Here is a 23,722-nt window from a genome sequence, read left to right as displayed (position 1 = left end):
ACCTCCTTCATCATTATTGCTTTATTGATTCCACAAATATTTTTGATGCTTCTTCTGAACGCAATGCGATAACAGCTCCCCTGATTTCATATGCAATAGGATCACCGGCCGGACTTTTTCTTAGTGACTCTACCTTTGTACCATCTATTAATCCTAAATCCAACATTCTTCTGCGACTGCCTCCTTCTGCAGTAAGTTTTTTAACCATACCACAAGAGCCAATAGGTAATTCATGTAGTGGAAATAAAATTTCTTTCATAAAAAAGCCTCCTTTTTACTAATTTTTTATATTTTTATTTCATAAGTTAGTCATAAGAAACTTTATTTGTTGAAGCTAATAATAGAGTATGTATCAGGGTAATTACTTGTTACATTGATTAGCTAAATTATATAGAGGGGGATAATCGTGGAAAAAGATAAAGAGTTTCATACAGTTAGGGGATATCAATTATTAAATTCTGAAAACAAACTATTAACTTCAAGCATGGAGGATTATTTAGAAATGATATATAGAACTTGTAAAGAAGAAGGGTATGTTAGAGTAAACCAATTAGCTAATAAATTAAACGTTAGGCCATCATCTACGACTAAAATAGTACAGAAGCTAAAAAGATTGAAATTAGTAGACTATCAAAGATACGGAATTATCCAGCTAACTAAAGAAGGCAAAGAAATAGGAGAGTTTCTTTTAAGGAGACATAGAATTATAGAAGAGTTCTTGAAAAAACTTGGTATAGAAGAAACATTGCTTAAAGATACAGAAATGATAGAACATGATATGAGTTTAAAGACATTAAAAAGCATTCATGCCTTTAATGAGTTTCTAACAAAAAATCCTGAAATTTTGGAGAAATATAAAAAATTCAAAACAGATTTTGATATTAATTATGAAAGTTTAGAAGAAAAACAGATTGAAGATAATGATGTTTAAATGAAATCAGGTAGTAATGCCGTGTTATTTTAAGTCTTAGATGGAACTAAAATTCACTTATCTTCGTCTATAGAAGTGTTAGATTTTTATTGGAGGGATGAGAATGAAGAAAGTATTACTGTACACAATTATTCTTGGATTTACAGTTTCTTTGTTAGGATGTACAATTGAGAGAAATTCAGCTCAATCTAATAAAGAAATGTCACAACAAGAGAACTTAAAACAAGATAATAGAAATGATGATATGAAGAATGAAGAAAAAGAAATAGAAAATTTAGTTAAAGCTTTTGGCAGTCAACTTCAAAAGGTTTCGCTGTTGGCACCAAGGGAGTTGGTAGAGAAAAGCATTAAGGAGAACTATGGTGACTTTGTATCTTCTACACTTTTGGAAACTTGGATAGAAAAACCTGAAGATGCACCGGGAAGAGTAACTTCAAGTCCTTGGCCAGATCGAATAGAGATTTCTAATATTGAGCAATTGTCTCAAGGGCTTTACAAGGTAAAAGGACAAATAATTGAAATAACTAGTACAGAAGCAGTAAGTGGTGGAATTGCAGCAAGTAGACCAATTACTTTGATGGTAGAGAAAATAGATGGTAATTGGCTTATAAATTCTATTGTACTAGGGGAATACAATAATGATACAATCGTGTATATTAATGAAGAATATGGATTTAGATTTTCTTTACCGAATAGCTGGAAAGAATATAAAATTATAGAGAATAAGTGGGAAGGATTAGCCATAGATGATTCTGGTGAAAACAATATTTCTGAATCTGGACCAATAATTTATATTAGGCATCCTGAATGGACTTCTGAAAAGGAACGTCAAGATATCCCAATAATGATATTTACCCATAAGCAATGGAATTCATTACAACAGGAAGAATTTCATATAGGTGCAGCACCTTTTGGACCAAGTGAACTTGGTAATAATTCTAAGTATGTTTTTGCACTTCCTGCTAGATACAATTATGCATTTCCAGTAGGGTATGAAGAAGTAGAGGATATTTTAAATAGTAATGCTCTGCAACCAATTGAGGTAGATTAGAGATTTCTAATGCTCGTATATTACACATCTGTATATCATTTTTCATAATATATATTGAAATGATAATATGGAGGTGAATATATGAGCAATTATTATATAGCTACAAATCAGTGTTTGCCTGGTATGGAACCTTATGAAATTAGAGCAGGTGATAACATATATACAATATTACAACAATTTAGAGTTCCTATTGGTGCTTTATCAGTAGCAAATCCCACAGTAGATCTTCAAAGACTTAGAGTAGGACAAATAATATGTATCCCCACTGAAGTTAGTCCTAAAACATGCCCTAGGGGAAGTATTACCTATAGTATAAAGTCGGGAGATACATTATATTATTTAGCACAAAGATTTCATACTACTGTAAATGCAATAATGCAAGTAAATCCAAGGTTAAATCCATATATGTTGATGGTTGGGCATAGAATTTGTATTCCTATAAATTGGGATATATATTTTAATCAAAAGTATAATATAATCTTCCGTTATCCTAGTTCATGGAGAAGTGTCGAAACAGATGGTATAACATATGAAGGTGAAGATGGCTTCTTTGAAATAACTGCAATAGCTACGAATCCAAGTACTCCTTGGGATATTAAGCCAATAGATGAAGTTTGTGAGAATTATTCCCATGGAGAGTTTAATCCTTATGGGACAAAACCAACAATTGTAAAAACATCTATAGGTAATCAACCTGCATGTCTTATAATGCCTTCAGCAGATCAACCAGATGATGTGAAAGGTCAAGCAGCTCTTATAGTTAAATATCCTAAGATTATATTTATATCAGGTATGCCGTATGCATATTTCTTATTAAGAGCGAATCAAGAGTATATAAGAGCAATTGGAAGTACTCTTAGATTTTTAGATGATGAAACTAGACTAACAGAGGAAGATGCTGAAAATATTGTAAGAGTATACTTAGATTTAACTGATAGCCCTGAAGTAAAGGTTGAATACGATCATATGGATGATGGAAGATATATAATTCACGTTTATGATGTGGAGGAGGACCATATATCTACTAGAGGATGGTACAATGTAAATCCTGAAACTGGAAAGGTTGTATCAATGTTTTGAATTGAACTAGAGATTAATTAATATACAGGTTTAGAGATATAAAATTCCTTAAAAAGGGCAGAATCCAAAAGAATTGGGCTCTCCCCTTTTTTAGTATCTATTAATAATAGGATCTGGATTGAAAAGTATTAGTACTTATACTCATTTTTAAACAAATTACTATTTCAAATAAAATAGATGATCAAATTAAATCCAGGTGTAGTTTAAAACTATATAAATTATATAGATGGAAAATAGAACAAAACCTTCTTTTTTTGTAATTTCTTCGTTTTGGCCTCTAGCAAATAATCTAAAAGTAGTTAAAATAATAACCATTGTTGGGATCTGAAGCTTATAGAAGTTTAAAGGAACTTGAAGACCTCCTTTGGTTACTGCGGCAGCCCCACCGACAACGAAAAGTACGTTTAGGATATCTGCACCTACTATATTTCCAATAGCAAGCTCTCCATGGCCCTTTCTCACAGCTGTAATAGCTGTAACTAGCTCAGGTAGACTTGTGCCAAAGGCAATTAATGTTGCTGCAATAATGCTTTGAGGAATACCAACTCTAATAGCTGTAATCTCAACTGAAGGTATAAGTATCTTTGATGAGCAAATAACAATAACTATACCCGCAATAAGCTTTAAAATTTGAAGTATAATAGGACTTTTTTCTTCTATTAAAACACTTTCTGAAGAGGTGCTTTCTACAGTAGGATCAGATGTATTTGGAGTACTCACTATTTCATTTGAGCTAGAGCTTTTACTCCATTTAATTGAAACATAGATATAAGCTATTAATAATCCTATGAAAAGCCATCCTATTACTTGACTTATATTGCCAGTACTTCCCTTTGAGAAGAATGGGAGGCATACTATTGCTAATAATAAACCAGACCATACTTGTATTTTTCCTTGACGTTCTACAATAATTCTATCTACTGGCAGTTTTCCAATGAGGGCAGCCAAACCAAGAATAAGTCCAGTATCTGCAATGATAGAACCAATGGCATTACCTAATGCAAGATCTGGGTTTCCATTAAAGGCAGCAATAACAGATACACTAGCTTCAGGTAATGTTGTTCCCAGAGAAACAATAGTTGCACCTATAATCATTTTAGGGACACCCCAATGAATAGAAAGACTGACAGCTTCATCTACTAAAATGTCTGCTCCCTTGCTTAAAGTATATAGAGAAATGGCTACTAATAAGATTAATCCCCATGTAGGAAATGAAACTAAAAAATTATGAATAAGTACTTCCACGATAAAACTCCTCCTTTTGTCAATAAAAGCTACTATAATTGCAAGATAAAGGGGTTAACATAAACAAAAAGACTCCACAATAAATATAAGATTTGAATCTTGTATTTATTGTAGAGTCTCACTAGACGTATTGTCACTGAAGCCGGGAAACTATAATTTCCGAAATGACGACTTCAATCCCTTTTGAAAGGTTAGTTACTCCCTCTAACCACTTAATTATAGAGGAAAAAGCTATTTTTGTCAATTGAAAATGACTTTTTATACCCTTAAAAAACAAAAATCAAATAAGATACTAAAAATTTCTGGTATTAATTTCCTAATTGATATAAAGTAATTATTAGAGGAATAGTTAATTAATAGTTTAACTATAATAAAAATATTAAAGTCAGAGAGGAGTATGATTATGAGTAAAAAATATCCACCATTTATTGAAGCACTTAGAGAGATTGATCCAGAACTTTTTCAAGTTGTGAGTAAGAATATGGATTTAGCAATGGCTCCAGGAAAATTAGATGCTAAAACTAAGATTTTAATAACTTTAGCTTTAGATGCTATAGAGGGCTCTGGAGAAGGAGTAAAATCTTTAGCAGGAGCAGCTAGGAGTATGGGAGTTTCTGATGAAGAAATTAAGGAAACTATTAGGTTAGCTTATATGACATCAGCTAATAGAACTCTCGTTGCAGGGCTTTCAGCTTTTAATAAATAAAGTATTAGCGTCAAATTCAAAAAATATATTGAATTTGACGCTAAATTATATCTTTCAAATCATAAAGCCAATATATAGAAGATTAAAGTAGGTACGCTAAAGAATAAAAAGAGGGGGGTTCAATATTTATAAGATAAACCCTTACCAGAAGCTTAGAATTCTGTATTTAATTATTAAATAAAAGAATTAATACTTAAAAGCCTTGACTTATTATTTTAATAGTGTATTATATATATTGAACCTTAATTCAAAAGTAAATGATTTATTTAATAATATTTTTCGAATTATCTTGATTACTTGGTTATAAATGACTTTAAATATAGATTTCGAAATTTTTATTGGTAACAACAATTTACATAGAATTAAAGGAAATAAAAATTTCGGAGGTAGAAAATATGAATGGTACAGTAAAATGGTTTAACTCAGACAAAGGATTTGGATTTATCACTACAGAGGAAGGAAATGACGTATTCGCTCATTTCTCTCAAATTAACAAAGAAGGATTCAAAACTTTAGAAGAAGGACAAAAAGTTACTTTTGACGTTGTTGACGGAGCTAAAGGTCCTCAAGCTGAGAACATTACAATTATCTAATTAAAGGATAATCAAAAAACCTGAAGATTTCTCTTCAGGTTTTTTTTATTCTAAATTAAATAAACTTTTATAATTTTCATAAGTAACTGGTTGATTATAAATCAAATAGCCAGGATCAAGATTTTGATCATAATAAGAAATCATAAAATGTAGATGAGGACCAGTTGAAAAGCCAGTTGTTCCTACTTCACCTATCTTTTCTCCAACATTGACCATTTCACCTTCTTCAATAGATCTTTTATTCAAGTGAAAATAAGTACTAAAAAAGCCATTGCCATGATCAATTACTACTGTATTACCTGTTAAAGTTAGAAACATTGATAATTTCACTTTACCAGAATTAGTAGCTAATACAGTTGTGCCTGTAGGAGCCGCGATATCTAAACCAGCATGATGGTAGGAAGTAGGCTCATTATTTACATATCTTCTCTCACCATATTCTGTTGTAAGTCTTCCCTTAGCTGGCAATATAAAAGATTCTTCGGAATAAGACTCATTATTTGATTCATATCTTGTAGGTAAATAATATTTATAATATTCGTTATAGGCTGCATCGTTTCTAGTGCTTTCTTCAATATCATTATCTACAGTTAAATACTGTATATTAAAATCACGGGGTAGAATATTAATTGATAGTTTTCCAACATTTTTATTGTTAATTCCATAAGTTATATTATATTGTCCACTTTTAATATTATAAGAAATTGGTATGTATCCATAGGCTTTGCCATCGGAAACTGAATTAAATGAGAACCATTTTGAAATATTTTGATCAATAAAAGGTGTTTCATTAGAATTTAAATTTTCAACATCAATTCTTAAAAGATTTCCCTGATAAATCTCTTCTTTTGATAAAATAAATTTAGGTGGTAAATCCATTTTAAAGTTCAATTGTGTTTCAATCTTACCTTTAAAGCCATTAATTGCATCATTATAAATAGCTTCAGTGGAAAGGCTATAATTACCATCTACCTTTGGTAGATCAAAGGAATTCTTATCTAGTTCTCCACTAGTCACAATGGAATCATCTTTGTATAGAGTATATTCTACCTTAGAAGGTTCTCTACTATAGTTAAGAATTAAATTACTATGATTTTTAAAGCTGTAGCTTTGACTATTTTCTGTAGTGCTATTTGTAGAATAGTAAATTCCGTCAAGCTTCCTATATGACCACTCCGTATTACTATTGTATTTTATCTCCTCTTTATCTAAATTAATCTTTAAGGTTGGAGGAGTTCTATCTTTATAGATATCATTAAAGGATTCATGGGTTAAAAGGAAGAGCTCATTATCTTCCGTAATTTTATATAACTTGCTATCTGAATCCTCTCTAAAATATATATTGACATTATTATAGTCTACAAATAGATTTCTAATTGACTCTTCGTCTTTAGTATTTAATAGCTTAAGTTGAAGAGGTATAAAATCACTAGTGGAAATATCTTCAACTTTTCTTGCTGTATCAAAACTATCTATTATATGTCTGATATCGGACTCTGAATCAATAGAATTTGTATTGCCTTGTAAAAGGACTTGAATTTGGTTAATTGGAGCATCAATAATATAATTAAAGTAATAATAAACTGCTATGGCAAGAAAAAATATTGTAACTACTAATATCAATTTATTTTTTCTTATTTTCATACAGACACCTCTTTTCTAAAGATTTTATTTGTCTATAAATATTATATGAAAAGCTATTTATATAATTCTATAAAACAAATTTCATCTCCTTTATAATAATTTCCTAAATTACTAATTATTTATACTGGAAAATTGTTTTTCATTGTTTCAGATAAGGCTAAAAACTTATTTGAAGACAAGGAGTATTAAAATAAGAAATATTAAAAATGATAACTTAGTCCTATAAAAATAAAGTCTTAAGAAAATATTCATATTGGAGTATATAATTATTATGATAAAATATAGAAAAGATGATTAAAGGAGTGATGATTTTATGAAGTACAAAATGCTACATACATGTATAAGAGTAATGAATTTAGAAAAATCTCTGCAATTCTACAAAGAAGCATTAGGATTAAAAGAAAGCTCAAGAAAGGAATTTCCAGAACATGAATTCACTCTAGTATACCTAACCGATGAATCGGGCTATTATGAATTAGAGTTAACCTATAATTATAACCCAGACAAACCATATGAAATAGGTAATGGTTTTAGTCATATAGCGGTTGCTGCAGATGATTTGGAAAAGTCACATAAAAGACATAGAGAAATGGGATATAAAGTTACTGAATTGATGGGCTTGCCTGGAAGTCCACCAAGGTACTATTTTGTAACTGATCCAGATGGATATGAAGTAGAAGTTATAAGACAAAAATAAGGTGACTTGTTTAGGTATATATTGTTAAACAATAGAGAGTCAATTTAAAGTAGAATCTACTTTGAATTGACTCTTTTTTTTATATAGATTATATTGTATACTACTTATAGGGATAGATTGATATATATTTAACGATTCATTTGTCACTAAAGATATATAATTTTATAAAAAACTATATTGATTTCAAAATAAATTTTTTCATATTTGATATAGTATGTTAATATATAGCGTAAATTATGATAAAATAGTGTTATATCAGGTGAAATTTTAAATATCCAAAATGTAGGCAATACTTCATACTATAGCATGATAATATAGGAAATTACATAGAAAGGAAATAAAATATGTTTACTCCAATTAAAAATAAAAGGGTTTATGAACATGTCATTGAGCAAATACAGACTCTAGTATTAGAGGATAGATTAGGAAAAGGTGATAAACTCCCATCGGAAAGAGAATTAGCAAGTCAATTAGGGGTTAGTAGGACATCTATTAGAGAAGCTTTAAGATCTCTTGAAATATCTGGGCTTATTGAAAGTAGGCAAGGAGAAGGAACATTTATTAAGGAGAAAGTCGAAGAAGGATTTTTTCAGCCATTGACTGTTATGTTTATGTTAAATAAGGATAAGAGAGAGGATATTTTAGAGCTTAGAACCACAATTGAGATTGGCTCTGCTTATTTAGCAGCTAAAAGAATCACACAGAAAGATGAAAAAGAACTAAAAAACTTACTTGATAATATGAAGAACTCTGATAATGAAAAAGACCGAGCTAAATATGATACTCTTCTTCATTACAAAATAGCTCAAATATCAGGTAATTACTTTATGGTTAGTTTATTAAATGGTATATCTATGTTAATGGAGTCATTTATAGTATACGCAAGGGAAAAAATTCTAACTGCAATCGATGATGAAGACTTATTAATTAGACATCATGAAAATATTTGTAATGCTATTATAGCTAATGATCCTATTAAAGCTTCTGATGCAATGAGAACTCACTTAGAGTTGATTTTTGAACATCTTGCTGAGAAATAATGAAATGCTCTACTTATGACAATTATATAACAAGAACAAAAAATAAGAGTTTTTAATGGTTTTCTAGATAAGAGTAATTATATTTATTGAAAAACTTTATATTTAACAATTTAAGAAAAAGTCGTCAAATTACTGTCACTGAGATACGTGGCAGTTTTTTATTTGTATAACATCTTTGTCAAAATCTTTGTTAAAAAATAAACTTTTATTGCAATATTCTGAAAACTATTATAACATCAAGGTAAGGTGGTAATACCAATTTACCAATAGCATACAGCATAAGCTATTGAAGCTTGAACGAAATTTAATTGGTATTACCATAATACCAATAATAAGTATTAGGGGGGAATGTTGTGGAAATGGGAAGTATCAAGATACCTTATTCTAAGTCTTTTTTAGAGCTTAATGTACCTAAAAATAATCTGTTAGGTGTATTAGAGTCTAAAGTAAATGAATATCAACCAGATGTTGATCAAGAGGAAATCGTTTACAAAGCGTTGGAAAATCCAATTGGAAGTTCAAATTTAGAAGAACTTGTAAAGGACAAAGATAACATGGTTATTATAACCAGTGATCATACAAGACCAGTTCCAAGTAAAATTACGTTACCAATCTTGTTAAGAAAAATCAGGCAAGCCAATCCTAGTATAGAAATTAAGATACTCATAGCGACAGGATTTCATAGAGCAACAACTCATGAAGAAATGATAGAGAAATTTGGTAAGGAGATAGTTGAGAATGAGGAAATAGTTGTTCACGACTCCAAAGATAATAGTAGCTTGGAGTACGTTGGAATCTTACCTTCTGGTGGGGAGCTATGGTTAAATAAACTAGCCATGGAAACTGAACTGTTAATTGCAGAAGGATTTATTGAACCACACTTTTTTGCTGGATTCTCTGGGGGAAGGAAAAGTGTATTACCTGGCATCGCTGGAGCTGAAACTGTTTTAGCAAATCATTGCTCAGAATTTATTAGTAGTAAAAATGCAAGAACAGGAATCTTAGAGAAGAATCCAATACATTTAGACATGTTATATGCAGCTAAAAAAGCAAATCTAGCATTTATATTAAATGTGGTTATTAATGCTGAAAAAGAAATAATAAATGCTTTTGCAGGAGATGGAGAAAAAGCCCATAGAGCTGGGTGTGAATTCTTACTAGAACTTTCAAAAGTAGAGAAAAAGGAGGCTGATATAGTAATAACATCTAATGGTGGATATCCCCTTGATCAAAATATATATCAATCGGTAAAGGGAATGACAGCAGCCGAAGCCACATGTAAGGAGTCAGGAATAATAATTATTGCATCAGCTTGTAATGATGGACATGGTGGAGAATCTTTCTATGAGAACATGGCAAAAGCTAGTTGTCCCAATGCTGTTATCGAGAAGGTTTTAAAGGTACCAAGAAATGAAACATTACCTGATCAATGGGAATTCCAGATTTTAGCGAGAATTTTAAGTAAGCATACAGTTATATTGGTAACTGATATGTGTGATTCTAGCATGATAACATCAATGCATATGAAGCATGCTTATACAATGGATGAAGCATTAAGAATGGCATTTGAGATTCAAGGAAATGATGCCAAGGTAGCTGTAATACCTGATGGTGTTTCAGTTATAGTGAAATAATAAAATGTATATTAAGGAAATATGGTCTTACCATAATACCAAAAGGGGGTTAATTGAATGGAAATATTTGTTTGTATTAAGCAGGTTCCAGGAACTACAGAGGTTGAAGTTGATGAAAAAACTGGAGTTCTTAAAAGAGAGGGTATTGATTCTAAAATGAATCCTTATGATCTTTTCGCTTTAGAGTCTGCACTAAGAATTAAAGAAGATAAAGGTGGAGAAGTTACTGTTTTAAGTATGGGACCTCCACAAGCATCAGAAATCATAAAAGAATCTTATATGATGGGTGCAGATAGGGGAGCACTTTTCTCCGATAGGAAGTTTGCAGGAGCAGATGTTTTAGCCACTGCTTATACTTTGTCACAAGGAATTAAAAAACTAGGATCACCAGATTTAATTATATGTGGGAAAATGACTACTGATGGAGATACTGCTCAAGTTGGACCAGAAATGGCAGAATTTTTAAAAATACCCCATGTAGCAAATGTTAAAAAGATAATGGAAATTAAAAAAGACTCAGTTGTTGTAGAAATGGATATGCCTTATACGATAGAGGTAGTTGAAGTTAATCTACCATGCTTGATAACTGTAGATAAAGATATTTATCAGCCTAGGCTTCCATCCTTTAAGAAGAAAATTGCTACAAAGGATAGGGAAATTCCTTTCTATGGACTAGCAGATTTAGAGGATAACAATGAGAAAAAGTATGGTTTAAATGGATCGCCTACTCAGGTAAAGAGAGTATTTCCACCTGAAGCCAATTCAGATCATGAGATTTGGAAAGGTAGTGGAGATGAACTAGGTGAAAAGCTATTCGGAAAACTAAAAGAATTGAAGTTTATATAGGGGGGATATTATGTCTAAGATAATAATTCATCAAGATAAGGTACAAAATCCAGAAGAAGTTAGAAAGATTTGTCCCTTTGATGCTATTGACTATACAAATGGAAGTCTATCAATAAACGCAGCCTGTAAAATGTGTAAGATATGTGTGAAAAATGGACCAGAAGGTGCTTTTGAATTTATTGAAGATAAAGTAGAAGAAATAGACAAAGATAAATGGAAGGGTATAGCAGTTTATGTTGATCATCTTGAAGGTGAAATACATCCTGTAACCTATGAGCTGATAGGCAAAGCTAAGGAACTTGCTGCCAAGATTAATCATCCAGTATATTGTCTATTCATGGGTAAAGATATTAAGGAAAAGGCAAATGAATTACTGCACTATGGTGTAGATGAAGTATTTGTATATGAAGCTGATGAGCTAGAGTATTTTAGAGTTGAGCCATATACAGCTGTATTTGAAGATTTTATTAACAATCAAATGCCAAGTATCGTTTTAGTTGGCGGAACAACTATAGGTAGATCTCTTGCACCAAGAACAGCGGCTAGATTTAGAACAGGATTAACTGCTGATTGTACTATTCTTGATGTTCAAGAAAATACTGATTTAGATCAGATAAGACCAGCTTTTGGTGGAAACATTATGGCTCATATTTTCACACCGAATCATAGACCTCAGTTTGCAACAGTGAGATATAAAATTTTCTCAGCACCTGAAAGAACTGACGAAATGACTGGAAAAATAACATCATGTGATATTGATAAAGACAAATTAGCTTCAAATATTGCAGTACTAGATGTTAAGAAGAAAGAAAAGGAAGTTAGTATAGAGGATGCAGAAGTTATAGTTGTTGCAGGTAGAGCAATCAAAAAGGAAGATGATTTAAAAATGATTCATGAGCTAGCTGGATTACTAAATGCTCATGTAGCAACAACACGACCACTTATAGAAGCAGGATGGGCTGACCCTCGTAAGCAGATAGGCTTAAGTGGTAGAACTGTAAAGCCTAAGCTAATAATAACCTGTGGTGTATCTGGATCAGTTCAGTTTGTTGCAGGAATGAATAATTCTGACTGTATTGTAGCTATTAATACAGATGAAAGTGCATCAATATTCAATGTAGCTCATTATGGGATTATTGGTGATATATATGAAGTTATACCTAAATTGATAAATAGTATAAAAAGTCAAGAATTGTGTGTAGATGAATTAATAGCAGCAGCTAAAAATTAAAAGGGGGGACTATAATGGATTTCAAAAAAGTTGATAAAAATGACATAGATTATCTTATATCCGTTTGTGAACAAGACAGGGTTTTTATTGAAAATGAAATAAATGAAGATTATAGCCACGATGAGCTTGCAGGAATTCATAAATATCCAGAAGTGCTTGTTCAAGCCAAAAATACAGAAGAAGTATCAAAGATTATGAAATATGCTTATGATAATAATATTCCTGTTACACCTAGAGGACAAGGTACTGGGCTAGTAGGAGGATCTGTATCTTTACATGGTGGAATAATGCTAGATATGAGTAAAATGAATGAAATTTTAGAAATAGATGAAGAAAATTTAACATTGACTGTTGAACCTGGAGTTCTATTGATGGAAATATCTAAATTCGTTGAGGATAGAGACTTATTCTATCCACCAGATCCAGGAGAAAAAAGTGCAACAATAGGTGGAAACATCAATACAAATGCTGGTGGTATGAGGGCAGTAAAATACGGAGTGACTAGAGACTTCGTTAGAGGATTAGAAGTGGTTCTATCCAATGGAGAAATAATGGAAATCGGTGGTAAGGTAGTTAAAAATAGTTCTGGCTATAGTTTAAAGGATTTAATGGTAGGTTCAGAAGGTACCTTAGGAATAGTAACTAAAGCAGTTTTAAAGTTATTGCCATTGCCTAAAAAAGCTATAAGTTTACTAATACCATTTCCTAATCTAGAGATGGCGATTGAGACAGTTCCAAAGATAATTAAATCTAAGGTTATTCCTACGGCTATAGAATATATGGTAAAGGATGTAATATTAGCTTCAGAAGAGTTTTTAGGTAAGAAATTCCCAGACAATTCATCGGATGCTTATTTGCTGCTTACATTTGATGGTAATAGTAAAGAAGAGATAGAACAAGTATATGAAAAAGTTGCTCATATTTGCTTAGATGCAGGAGCTCTAGATGTGCTTATTTCCAATACACAAGAAAGACAAGACTCAATTTGGTCTGCCAGAGGTGCGTTCTTAGAGGCAATAAAAGCATCAACTACAGAGATGGATGAATGTGATGTTGTTGTTCCAAGAAATAGAGTTGCAGAGTTTGTTAAATTCTCTAATGAGCTTCAAAAAGAGTTTGATATTCGAATTAAAAGTTTTGGTCATGCAGGAGATGGAAATTTACACATCTATGTGTTAAAGGATGATTTATCAGAAGAAGTTTGGGAGAAAAAACTAGCCGATGTTTTCAAGGCTATGTATAGTAAAGCTAATGAACTAGGGGGAAAAGTTTCAGGTGAACACGGTATTGGGTATGCTAAAAAACCTTATCTTCAAGAATCAATGGGTAGCTTTGGTATGGAATTACTAAAAAATATAAAACTATCCTTTGATCCAAAAGGAATATTAAATCCAGGTAAGGTTTGTTAGATAAATCACATTAAAATATTTAAAGAATTAATGTGATTATACACAAAAAATATTAAGGGGGAATTTAAGTGTTTGCATTCATGGCATTTTTGCCAATCTTGGCAACTATTGTACTAATGGTAGTGTTTAACTGGCCTGCTAAAAAGGCACTACCTACTGCATGGGTTCTTGCTGCTCTTGTAGCATTGGGAATATGGAAAATGGATTTCCACCATGTGATGTCTTATTCAGTATTTGGAATATTTAAAGCAATCGATGTTCTTATAATCATATTTGGAGCTATTTTAATTCTTAATACATTGAAAGAATCAGGAGCAATGTCTGTTATTAACAATGGATTTAGAGGAATAACAAAAGACAGAAGAATTCAAGCTATAATAATTGGATGGATGTTTGGAGCTTTTATAGAAGGAGCAGCTGGATTTGGAACACCTGCTGCACTAGCTGGGCCCCTGTTAGTAGGTTTAGGGTTTCCACCACTAGCAGCAGCTATGGTAGCTTTAATATTTGATAGTACATCTGTATCCTTTGGAGCTGTAGGTACTCCAATTTTTGGAACTATGAGTACAATAGCCAATCATATTAGCTCTTCAGGCGTTAGTGCTGAAGCATTCCAAATGAGTCTTACACAATGGATAGCAATAAGTCACGGTTTAGCAGGAATTATAATACCACTTCTTGGTATATGTATGATGACAAAATTCTTCGGAAAAGAAAAGTCAATTAAACCAGGATTAGCTGCTGCACCATTTGCAATATTTGCTGGATTAGCTTTTGTAGTACCTTTCATTTTAGTGGCAGTTATATTCGGACCAGAGTTACCATCATTAGTAGGAGCATTTATAGGATTACCTATTGTTATAATTGCAGCGAAGAAAGGATTTTTAGTACCGAAGGATAAATGGGACTTTCCAAATAAAGAAGAATGGTCAGATGATTGGGAGTCTAGTGTAGATATGGGGAATACTGGAGCTGTAAAAACTGCTAAGATGTCTTTATTTAAAGCTTGGACACCATACCTATTGATAGCAATAATATTAGTTATAACAAGAATTCCAAGCCTTGGATTAAAATCAATATTATCTGCTCAAACTATAACTATAAAAAATATTTTAGGAATAGAAAATTTGGATTATGCACTTAAATGGGCGTACTTGCCAGGAACTATACCATTTATGCTGGTAGCGTTATTTACCCATTTTATGTTTAAAATGAAAGGTAAAGAAATAAAAACAGCATGGGGAAATACATTCAAACAGATTAGTGGAGCAGCCATAGCATTATTTGCAGGAGTTGCAATGGTACAGTTGATGCTTAACTCAGGAGTAAATGGCTCAGGACTAGAGAGTATGTTAACTGAAATGGCTCAAGCTGCTGCTAGTATATCTGGTCCAGTATATCCAATATTTGCTCCCTTTATAGGAATACTTGGGGCATTTATGTCAGGGTCAAATACTGTATCTAATATCCTATTCTCTTCGTTACAGTTTGAGACAGCAAATATACTAGGGATGTCAGAAGTACTGATCGTAGCCTTACAAGTAATTGGAGGGGCTATAGGAAATATGATTTGTGTTAATAACGTTGTTGCTGCCTGTGCTACAGTTGGAGCTATAGGAGCAGAAGGTAAGTTAATTAGGAGGAACTCAATTCCTACCTTTATATATGCAATAATTGTTGCAGTATTTGTAGCAATTCTTATATATGTTGGATTTGATCCATTACCATTATAAGTAATCTCCCCACATACAAATACACCTCAAAAAGGTCCCGAAAGAGTCCCAGTCTTTCGGGACCTTTTATTTTTGAGGAAATAAAAAGCAATAATATTTGTAGTTTGCTCTTTGCTAATAGTTTTTCTTATAAGCTATTTTTAGATAACCCGACAGACTTAACCTCTTCTATTATATAAATTCTTTCCTATATTTAAGGCTATTAAGATAGTTACTTAAAAAAACTTAACAATTAAAAAATGAAAAGTGTCTTGACTTGTATATTTTTTTAGAATAAAATATTTCGTATACGAAATATTGCAATGCAAAATATTAGTATACAAATAATAAAAATCAATAAAAAAACTAATAATTAGAATAGAAAGGAGAGAGACTTATTTAATGGTGGATACAGGAAAGGGAATAAGAATAATGCGAATTATTAAAAGGTTAAAGTATGCCGTGAAGGATAAAATTGAGAATAGCTTTAAGGCTATGAACTTAACTGCTCCTCAAGGAATGATAATTGGTACATTATCTCGGTTTGGTCCGATGAAAATCAGCGATTTAAGTAAGCACGTTGCCTTATCAAATAGTACAGTATCAGGAATTATTGATAGACTAGAAAAGCATGGATTTGTTGAAAGGACTAGAAGTGAAAGTGATAGAAGAGTAGTTTTAGTTTGTATAACAGAAAAATTTAAAGATGAATCAAAACAGCATCATAATGATGTTAAAGATATATTTGAAGAGCTATTAAATAATGCTACAGAAGAAGAAATTGATACTATTATGAAGGGATTGGATGTATTAGAAAAAGTAATAGATAAACATCAAGACGAAGAAGATCTTTAAGCATAGATATTTTTTATATGACAACAATACTTAATAAGGAGTAGATGCAAGAATGTTTAAGTTAATTAGATATTTGAAACCTTTTACCCTAACGATTATATTAGCTATAGGACTATTATTTGTGCAAGCAATGAGTGAACTTGCTTTACCTGATTATATGGCTAACATAGTTAATAAAGGAATTCAGCAAGGTGGTATTGTAACAGCTGTACCTGAGGCAATTAGGGAGAGTCAGATGGATAAACTCATTTTATTTATGGATGAAAAAGACAAAAAAGATGTATTACAGAACTATGAGCTCATTGATAGGAATAGTGATAAATATGATAATTATATTGAGGAATATCCAGCAATAGAAAATGAGCCTGTTTATGTATTACAAGATATCAGTGAAGAAGAAGAGAATAAACTAAATCCTATAATAGGTAAAGCTTTCTTAGCAATGTCTGGGATAGAAGAAATGAAAAGTAATGCTCAAAATGGTATGATTTCTTTTAATGGAAAAGAAATTCCGGTTGAAACAGATATATATCAATTATTAAGGAGCTTACCACAAGAACAGCTTAGTCAAATAAGGGATACTATGAACGAACAGTTTTTAGCTTTGGAAGACAGTATGGTTAATCAATCAGCTGTTGTACTGGTTAAAAACGAATATGAAGCATTAGGTATGGATACAGACAAACTTCAAAATAGTTATATAGTAAGAACAGGAATATGGATGTTACTAGTATCTTTATTAAGTGGAGTCTGTACTATAATTGTTGGTTTATTGGCTGCTAGAGTCGCCGCTGGCTTAGCTAAAACAGTACGTAGGAAGGTGTTTGGTAAAGTAGAGAGCTTTTCTAGTACGGAATTCAATAAATTTTCAACTGCTTCATTAATCACAAGGACAACGAATGATATAACTCAAATTCAAATACTTGTTGTTATGATGATAAGAATGGTATTTTATGCACCTATAATGGGTGTAGGTGGAGTAATCAGAGCTCTAGATAAAAGTACTTCCATGTCATGGATTATAGCATTAGCTGTTATAGTTCTTTTAGGAATGATATTAATTATCTTCTCAATTGCTATGCCTAAGTTTAAGAAGATACAAAAGCTTGTGGATAGAATTAATCTAGTTACTCGTGAAAATCTATCGGGTATGATGGTTATTAGAGCTTTTAATACTCAGAAATTTGAAGAAAAAAGATTTGATAAAGCAAATCAGGAATTCACAAATACAAGTCTCTTTGTTAATCGTGTAATGGCTTTTATGTTTCCAGCTATGATGTTAATAATGAATGGAGTAACTTTACTAATAGTTTGGGTTGGAGCTCATCAAATAGCAGACTCTGCTATGCAAGTTGGAGATATGATGGCATTTATGCAGTATGCAATGCAAATTATAATGTCATTCTTAATGCTTTCAATGATGTTTATTATGATTCCGAGAGCTTCAGTATCAGCTACTCGTGTTGCTGAGGTAATAGATACAGAACTAACAATTAAAGATCCGAAGAAACCTAAGGATATAAAAGAGAATCTAAAAGGTGTAGTTGAATTTAAAAATGTTTCCTTCAGGTACCCAGGTGGAGAAGAAAATATGCTTAAGAATGTTAGTTTTAAAGCTCTACCAGGTGAAACTACTGCAATTATTGGTTCTACAGGGTCAGGAAAAACAACCCTTGTTAATATGATACCTAGATTTTTCGATGTCACAGAAGGTACAGTTTTTATTGATGATAAAGATATTAGGGATGTTACTCAGCACGACCTTAGAGATATAATTGGATATGTACCACAAAACAGTGTGCTATTTAGTGGAACAATTGAGTCAAATCTAAAATATGCAGATGAGAATACAACTGAAAAACAAATTAAAAAATCTGCTGAAATTGCTCAGGCAATGGAATTTATAAACGAAAAGGATAAGAAGTTTGAAACCCAAATATCTCAAGGGGGATCTAATGTGTCTGGTGGACAGAAACAAAGATTGTCTATAGCACGTGCTCTTGTTAAAAAACCTAAAATATATATATTCGATGATAGTTTTTCTGCACTTGATTTTAAGACAGATGCTACTTTAAGAAAGGCTTTGAAGCCTCATACAGAATCTAGTACAGTACTATTAGTAGCTCAAAGAGTTTCTACTATTATGAATGCAGAGAAAATCATTGTACTTGAAGAAGGTAGTATAGTAGGAGTTGGAACTCATAAAGAGCTTATGGAGAGCTGCCCAACATATAAGGAAATTGCATTATCACAGCTTTCAAAGGAGGAATTAGCATGAGTCAAAACAACAAAAAGCATGCTCCAAATATGAGAAGAAAACGTGGTGGTGGGCCTGGACAGGGACCAGATATGATGAGAGGTGGAGAAAAGGCCCAAGATTTTAAAGGGACCATGAAAAAGCTAATAAAATATTTGAGTAAATATAAGACAGGGATAATCATAGTTTTTATATTCGCAGCTTTAAGCTCTGTGTTTAATATAGCAGGTCCTAAGGTATTAGCCCTTGCAACTGATAAGCTATTTGAAGGGATTATGTCTAAAATAGCAGGTACAGGTGGCGGAATAGATTTTGATTATATTAGAAATATAATTATTACTTTGGCAGGCTTATACTTGTTAAGTGCATTATTCAGATATATTCAAGGATGGATAATGTCCGGCGTTTCAATGAAGGTAACCTATGAACTAAGAAAGAATATTTCTGAAAAGATAAACAAATTACCTCTAAAATATTTTGATAAAACTAATCAAGGAGAAGTATTATCACGTGTTACAAATGATATTGACACCTTAAGTCAGACATTAAATCAAAGTTTAACACAGTTTGTCACATCTATTACAACCGTGATTGGTATTACGATTATGATGTTCAGTATAAGCTGGCAAATGACAATGGTAGCCCTTTGTATTGTGCCTATATCTATGGTATTTATCGTAATTATAGTAAAGCACTCACAGAAGTACTTTAAAGAACAACAGAAATATCTAGGTAATGTAAATGGACATATAGAAGAAATGTATGGTGGACACACAGTTATGAAAGCTTTTAATGGTGAAGAAAAGAGTATCAATGAATTTGATTCTCATAATGAAAATCTTTATCATTCAGCTTGGAAATCTCAATTTTTATCTGGTATGATGATGCCCATAATGAGATTTGTTGGTAACTTAGGTTATGTAATAGTAAGTGTTATGGGAGGATGGTTTGCTGTTAGAGGAATTATCACAGTGGGAGAGATTCAAGCGTTTATACAGTATGTAAGGTCATTCACACAACCGATTACTCAAATAGCCAATATTTCTAACATTTTACAGCAAACTGCAGCAGCAGCAGAGCGTGTATTTGAATTTTTAGAAGAGGAAGAAGAAGTGCCAGAAACTTCAAGTCCAGTTAAAAACAAAAATATTAAAGGAAGTGTGGATTTTAGAGAAGTATCCTTTGGATATGATGAAGATACAATGGTTATTAACGACTTTAATACATCTGTTAAGCCAGGACAGAAAATTGCTATTGTTGGTCCTACAGGTGCAGGTAAAACAACTGTAGTTAAGCTATTAATGCGTTTCTATGATGTAAATAAGGGATCAATTAATGTTGATAATCATGATATAAGAGAATTTAAACGTGGAGACCTAAGGGATTTGTTTGGAATGGTTCTACAAGATACATGGTTATATAACGGAAGTATAATGGAAAATATTCGATATGGTAGACTTGATGCAACTGATGAGGAAGTGATACAAGCAGCAAAAGCTGCCCATGTAGATAGTTTTGTGCATAACCTACCAGGAGGATATGACATGATACTTAATGAAGATGCTTCCAATGTTTCTCAAGGACAGAAACAGCTTATAACCATCGCAAGAGCTATATTAGCAGATCCGAAGGTTCTTATACTTGACGAAGCTACTAGTTCGGTGGATACAAGAACAGAGATACAAATTCAAAAAGCTATGGATAATCTTATGAAGAATAGAACGAGCTTTATAATTGCCCATAGATTGAGTACAATTCGCGATGCTGATAAGATTCTTGTTATGAATAATGGAGATATTATTGAACAAGGTAATCATAAAGAATTACTTGAAAAAGGTGCATTCTACGCAAATCTATATTATAGTCAATTTGAAGTAACCTCAGCAAGCTAAATTTAATGAGATTAAAAAATATATAGAAGAAGGAGAGTAAAGGTTTTAAGGATAATATCAGAAAAATCTTTACTCTCCTTCTATATTTCAATATATGTATTGAATATGTACAAAAAAGAGATAAACAGGAAGATAATGGTGAAATTACATAAAAAACATATTAATGAAATTGAAATTCTTATTTATATTGGTTATGATATAATAGTTAGCTTAATCTAAAGTTATTCTTGTATTTAATTTAAGATATTTTTTAATATATAGGAGGAGTGATGAGATGTCGTTTATAAGTTTTTTAAAGCTCGTGGAAATTCAGACAAAAGTTGCAAGCTTAATACCTTTTTTATTAGGAACTTTTTATGCAATATATAGATTTGACACATTCAATTTAAAGAATTTCATTTATATGTTTATATCGCTACTATTTGTAGACATGACAACAACAGCGATTAATAATTATCAGGACTTTAGAAGGGCAAATAAGAAGCATGGATATGGATATGAGACTCATAATGCTATAGTAAAATTTAATTTGAAGGAATCAACTGTAGTAGCCATTATTTTCATAATATTAATTATAGCAATTACATTTGGTATTTTACTATTTTTAAATACTAATATTATTATACTTATTTTAGGTGCAATTTCTTTTACTATAGGTGTTTTATACTCCTTTGGACCAATTCCTATATCTAGAACGCCTTTTGGAGAAATATTTTCTGGTTTATTTATGGGATTCATAATTACTTTTATTTCAATATATATACATGTATTTGATCAGAACTTAGTTTCTATTATTTTGCATACAGGATTGTTAAATATGCAAATAAACTATTTAGAAATAATATATATTTTTCTATTATCTATTCCATGTGTTACAGGGATTGCAAACATTATGTTAGCAAATAACATTTGTGATATTGAGGATGATATAGCAAACAAGAGATATACACTTCCTATATATATTGGAAAGAAGAATTCTTTAAAAGTATATAGATTTCTATATTATATTGGTTATGTTTCTTTGACATTATTAGTAATTGTGAGAGTACTTCCTTTATTAGCATTAGTCGCTTTATTAACACTGTTTATAGTTAAAAAGCATATAAACATTTTTTGTGAAAATCAGTCGAAAAAGGATACCTTTATTTTATCGATTAAGAACTTTGTCATAATTAATGTTACTCAAGTTATTATAATTGCCATATCAGTTATAATATGATAAATATAAAGAAAATGTAATTAGCAAAACTTAACAAAAAATAAATAATACTTGTTATTTATTTATCATTTGTGTTAAAATATTATTTGTTAAATAACAAACTAAATTTTTTAGAAAACGAGGAGGAATTTTTCATGAAGTTAAAAGCATTAGGATTAGCATTCTTATTATCTGTATCTTTACTTGCTGGTTGTAGTACTGATTCAACAGATAATAATAATGAAGGAGATCAAGGAGCAGACGTAGTAACAACAGCATCACTTGTAAATGATGCAGATGGTTTTACTGAAGCTATAAGCGAAAATGGTACTTGGATCATAGCAACATTAAATGATATTTCAATTGATGAAGAAATAGTAGTTGCAGGTGAATTCCATAACAAAGGTGACGCTAGTCAAGATGTATATCGTAAGTTAGCTCCATATACTCAAGATGATGAGCATAACATAATTGACAGATTTACAATCACTGTACCAAGAGTAACTATTCAAAGTCCAAACACTAGACTTCAAGGTGGAACTATCAAGGGAGACGTATACGTTGCAGCTGATGGTTTCAACTTAAGTGGTGGAGCAACAATTGATGGTAACTTATACTTTGCAAATGAAGAGTATAAAGCAAGCTCAGAAATACCAGAAGATTGTACTGTAACTGGTGAAGTTGAAGTAAAAGAGATGACTGATGCAGTAGCAGCTGCTTCTCTTGATATAACAGATGGAGAAGTATTCAAAAAATCTGTTGGTAAAGATGGTAAGTGGATTATTGCTACAGTTCAAGACATAACTATTGAAGATGAAGTAGTAGTAGAAGGTGAATTCCATAACAAAGGTGATGCTAGTCAAGATGTATATCGTAAGTTAGCTCCATATACTCAAGATGATGAGCATAACATACTTGACAGATTTACTATAACTGTACCAAAAATGACTATTAAGAGTCCAAACACTAGACTTCAAGGTGGAACTGTAAAAGGTGATGTATACGTTGAAGCTAACGGATTTAATTTAAGTGGTGGAGCAACAATTGATGGTAACTTATACTTTGCAAATGAAGAGTATAAAGCAAGTTCAGAAATACCAGAAGATTGTACTGTAACTGGATCTGTAGAAGTACAATAATTCTAGTACTTAGGATTATAAAATAGGATTATAAAATAGGACAAACTTTAGAAAATAAAGAGCCAATTGGTTGAACAACCAATTGGCTCTTATATTTTATATAGTTTAAAATAATAGATTCCTTTGGAAATAAATTTTCCTAATTCTATTAAAATTAAATACCTTGACAAGTTATTTATATTATAGGTATTTTACTTTTTTAGAATAGAAAAAGGTTACAGCTAAAAAAGTAGAAATCATAAGTAGTTTCTGTAAGCCTTACATTGGCTCTATTGATGAAAAACAAGAACGTTAATCCAAAAGTATGATTATTATATTTTTGGCGCTCCAGAGTAGTATATAGTTATTAGAATTGATTTCACCAGAAGAAAGAATAGATAATAATGATCAATAGATAAAAAAATAATAAAGTTTCTATGTAAAAATATTGGATGTTCCTTAGGAGTAGAAAGACAAAAAGAAAATCTTTCGATTCATTGGGAATCTTTTTTTTGAAAAAATTTATCTTTTGATAAGACTCCCACTTCTATAAGTGGGAGAGAAGATTTCTCTTCAGGTGGAG

At 31.4% G+C, this 23,722-nt stretch carries 20 protein-coding genes; 17 read left to right on the top strand and 3 right to left on the bottom strand.

The genetic code is table 11. The features are described 5' to 3' along the window. Positions 1 to 13: 13 nt before the first annotated feature. Entirely contained in the window at positions 14 to 259 is a 246-nt protein-coding gene (locus JMO20_RS00140) for a FeoA family protein (RefSeq protein ID WP_202707115.1), read from the bottom strand. Between the two features lie 147 nt (positions 260 to 406). Between JMO20_RS00140 and JMO20_RS00135 the strand changes: the two genes are divergently transcribed. From JMO20_RS00135 to JMO20_RS00125, 3 genes are all read left to right on the top strand, one after another. Next, the gene (locus JMO20_RS00135) at positions 407 to 931 is read left to right on the top strand and encodes a metal-dependent transcriptional regulator (RefSeq protein ID WP_341533964.1); all 525 of its coding nucleotides are present in this window, start codon (positions 407 to 409) and stop codon (positions 929 to 931) included. Between the two features lie 103 nt (positions 932 to 1,034). After that, the gene (locus JMO20_RS00130; RefSeq protein WP_202707114.1) at positions 1,035 to 1,982 is read left to right on the top strand and encodes a hypothetical protein; all 948 of its coding nucleotides are present in this window, start codon (positions 1,035 to 1,037) and stop codon (positions 1,980 to 1,982) included. A gap of 81 nt (positions 1,983 to 2,063) precedes the next feature. Beyond that, positions 2,064 to 3,062: a LysM peptidoglycan-binding domain-containing protein gene (locus JMO20_RS00125; RefSeq protein ID WP_202707113.1), complete on the top strand. Its 999-nt coding sequence runs from the start codon at positions 2,064 to 2,066 to the stop codon at positions 3,060 to 3,062. A gap of 186 nt (positions 3,063 to 3,248) precedes the next feature. On the opposite strand, the gene JMO20_RS00120 is transcribed toward JMO20_RS00125, so the two are convergent. Next, the gene (locus JMO20_RS00120) at positions 3,249 to 4,307 is read right to left on the bottom strand and encodes a calcium/sodium antiporter (protein ID WP_202707112.1); all 1,059 of its coding nucleotides are present in this window, start codon (positions 4,305 to 4,307) and stop codon (positions 3,249 to 3,251) included. A 403-nt stretch (positions 4,308 to 4,710) separates the two neighbouring features. Between JMO20_RS00120 and JMO20_RS00115 the strand changes: the two genes are divergently transcribed. Both JMO20_RS00115 and JMO20_RS00110 read left to right on the top strand, forming a co-directional pair. Then, positions 4,711 to 5,013 carry a carboxymuconolactone decarboxylase family protein gene (locus JMO20_RS00115; protein WP_202707111.1) on the top strand — a complete coding sequence of 101 codons (303 nt, stop codon included), beginning with the start codon at positions 4,711 to 4,713 and terminating at the stop codon, positions 5,011 to 5,013. A gap of 395 nt (positions 5,014 to 5,408) precedes the next feature. Continuing rightward, on the top strand, positions 5,409 to 5,606 hold the full coding sequence (locus tag JMO20_RS00110) for a cold-shock protein (protein WP_202707110.1): 198 nt from the start codon (positions 5,409 to 5,411) through the stop codon (positions 5,604 to 5,606). 45 nt (positions 5,607 to 5,651) lie between these two features. On the opposite strand, the gene JMO20_RS00105 is transcribed toward JMO20_RS00110, so the two are convergent. After that, positions 5,652 to 7,250 (bottom strand): M23 family metallopeptidase, encoded by a 1,599-nt coding sequence (locus tag JMO20_RS00105; protein ID WP_202707109.1) that lies wholly within the window; start codon positions 7,248 to 7,250, stop codon positions 5,652 to 5,654. Between the two features lie 313 nt (positions 7,251 to 7,563). Here JMO20_RS00105 and gloA point away from each other — a divergent pair, with 313 nt between their 5' ends. The 12 genes from gloA to JMO20_RS00045 all read left to right on the top strand — a co-directional run bounded on the left by gloA (position 7,564) and on the right by JMO20_RS00045 (position 23,160). Next, positions 7,564 to 7,947 (top strand): lactoylglutathione lyase, encoded by a 384-nt coding sequence (gene gloA, locus JMO20_RS00100; RefSeq protein ID WP_202707108.1) that lies wholly within the window; start codon positions 7,564 to 7,566, stop codon positions 7,945 to 7,947. 344 nt (positions 7,948 to 8,291) lie between these two features. Continuing rightward, the gene (locus JMO20_RS00095) at positions 8,292 to 8,987 is read left to right on the top strand and encodes a FadR/GntR family transcriptional regulator (protein ID WP_202707107.1); all 696 of its coding nucleotides are present in this window, start codon (positions 8,292 to 8,294) and stop codon (positions 8,985 to 8,987) included. A gap of 359 nt (positions 8,988 to 9,346) precedes the next feature. Further along, the gene (gene larA / locus JMO20_RS00090; protein WP_202707127.1) at positions 9,347 to 10,621 is read left to right on the top strand and encodes a nickel-dependent lactate racemase; all 1,275 of its coding nucleotides are present in this window, start codon (positions 9,347 to 9,349) and stop codon (positions 10,619 to 10,621) included. A gap of 57 nt (positions 10,622 to 10,678) precedes the next feature. Then, positions 10,679 to 11,467 (top strand): electron transfer flavoprotein subunit beta/FixA family protein, encoded by a 789-nt coding sequence (locus tag JMO20_RS00085; RefSeq protein WP_202707106.1) that lies wholly within the window; start codon positions 10,679 to 10,681, stop codon positions 11,465 to 11,467. A 10-nt stretch (positions 11,468 to 11,477) separates the two neighbouring features. Beyond that, positions 11,478 to 12,698 (top strand): electron transfer flavoprotein subunit alpha/FixB family protein, encoded by a 1,221-nt coding sequence (locus JMO20_RS00080; RefSeq protein WP_202707105.1) that lies wholly within the window; start codon positions 11,478 to 11,480, stop codon positions 12,696 to 12,698. A 14-nt stretch (positions 12,699 to 12,712) separates the two neighbouring features. Next, positions 12,713 to 14,107, top strand: a complete 1,395-nt coding sequence (locus JMO20_RS00075; RefSeq protein ID WP_202707104.1) for an FAD-binding oxidoreductase — start codon at positions 12,713 to 12,715, stop codon at positions 14,105 to 14,107. 68 nt (positions 14,108 to 14,175) lie between these two features. Further along, positions 14,176 to 15,840, top strand: coding sequence for a lactate permease LctP family transporter (locus JMO20_RS00070; RefSeq protein ID WP_202707103.1), 1,665 nt, complete (start codon positions 14,176 to 14,178; stop codon positions 15,838 to 15,840). Between the two features lie 384 nt (positions 15,841 to 16,224). Next, positions 16,225 to 16,674 carry a MarR family transcriptional regulator gene (locus tag JMO20_RS00065; protein WP_202707102.1) on the top strand — a complete coding sequence of 150 codons (450 nt, stop codon included), beginning with the start codon at positions 16,225 to 16,227 and terminating at the stop codon, positions 16,672 to 16,674. Between the two features lie 73 nt (positions 16,675 to 16,747). Beyond that, complete coding sequence (locus JMO20_RS00060) at positions 16,748 to 18,952, top strand: ABC transporter ATP-binding protein (protein ID WP_279380024.1); 2,205 nt, start codon at positions 16,748 to 16,750, stop codon at positions 18,950 to 18,952. After that, positions 18,949 to 20,823 carry an ABC transporter ATP-binding protein gene (locus tag JMO20_RS00055; RefSeq protein WP_202707100.1) on the top strand — a complete coding sequence of 625 codons (1,875 nt, stop codon included), beginning with the start codon at positions 18,949 to 18,951 and terminating at the stop codon, positions 20,821 to 20,823. The genes JMO20_RS00060 and JMO20_RS00055 overlap by 4 nt, the downstream gene beginning before the upstream one ends. A gap of 274 nt (positions 20,824 to 21,097) precedes the next feature. Then, positions 21,098 to 22,042, top strand: coding sequence for a 1,4-dihydroxy-2-naphthoate polyprenyltransferase (locus JMO20_RS00050; RefSeq protein ID WP_202707099.1), 945 nt, complete (start codon positions 21,098 to 21,100; stop codon positions 22,040 to 22,042). Positions 22,043 to 22,176: 134 nt separating this feature from the next. Then, positions 22,177 to 23,160, top strand: coding sequence for a hypothetical protein (locus tag JMO20_RS00045; protein WP_202707098.1), 984 nt, complete (start codon positions 22,177 to 22,179; stop codon positions 23,158 to 23,160). Positions 23,161 to 23,722 lie beyond the last annotated feature (562 nt).

The organism is Sporosalibacterium faouarense (genome assembly GCF_016765695.1).
Taxonomy (GTDB): Bacteria; Bacillota; Clostridia; order Tissierellales; family VENL01; genus Sporosalibacterium; species Sporosalibacterium faouarense.
This window is presented reverse-complemented; position numbering and strand designations above follow the sequence as displayed.

Coding starts and splice junctions, on each gene's coding strand:
- JMO20_RS00140 (WP_202707115.1), bottom strand. CDS start 259: ATGAAAGAAATTTTATTTCCACTACATGAATTACCTATTGGCTCTTGT.
- JMO20_RS00130 (WP_202707114.1), top strand. CDS start 1,035: ATGAAGAAAGTATTACTGTACACAATTATTCTTGGATTTACAGTTTCT.
- JMO20_RS00125 (WP_202707113.1), top strand. CDS start 2,064: ATGAGCAATTATTATATAGCTACAAATCAGTGTTTGCCTGGTATGGAA.
- JMO20_RS00115 (WP_202707111.1), top strand. CDS start 4,711: ATGAGTAAAAAATATCCACCATTTATTGAAGCACTTAGAGAGATTGAT.
- JMO20_RS00110 (WP_202707110.1), top strand. CDS start 5,409: ATGAATGGTACAGTAAAATGGTTTAACTCAGACAAAGGATTTGGATTT.
- JMO20_RS00105 (WP_202707109.1), bottom strand. CDS start 7,250: ATGAAAATAAGAAAAAATAAATTGATATTAGTAGTTACAATATTTTTT.
- gloA (WP_202707108.1), top strand. CDS start 7,564: ATGAAGTACAAAATGCTACATACATGTATAAGAGTAATGAATTTAGAA.
- JMO20_RS00095 (WP_202707107.1), top strand. CDS start 8,292: ATGTTTACTCCAATTAAAAATAAAAGGGTTTATGAACATGTCATTGAG.
- larA (WP_202707127.1), top strand. CDS start 9,347: ATGGGAAGTATCAAGATACCTTATTCTAAGTCTTTTTTAGAGCTTAAT.
- JMO20_RS00085 (WP_202707106.1), top strand. CDS start 10,679: ATGGAAATATTTGTTTGTATTAAGCAGGTTCCAGGAACTACAGAGGTT.
- JMO20_RS00080 (WP_202707105.1), top strand. CDS start 11,478: ATGTCTAAGATAATAATTCATCAAGATAAGGTACAAAATCCAGAAGAA.
- JMO20_RS00075 (WP_202707104.1), top strand. CDS start 12,713: ATGGATTTCAAAAAAGTTGATAAAAATGACATAGATTATCTTATATCC.
- JMO20_RS00055 (WP_202707100.1), top strand. CDS start 18,949: ATGAGTCAAAACAACAAAAAGCATGCTCCAAATATGAGAAGAAAACGT.
- JMO20_RS00050 (WP_202707099.1), top strand. CDS start 21,098: ATGTCGTTTATAAGTTTTTTAAAGCTCGTGGAAATTCAGACAAAAGTT.
- JMO20_RS00045 (WP_202707098.1), top strand. CDS start 22,177: ATGAAGTTAAAAGCATTAGGATTAGCATTCTTATTATCTGTATCTTTA.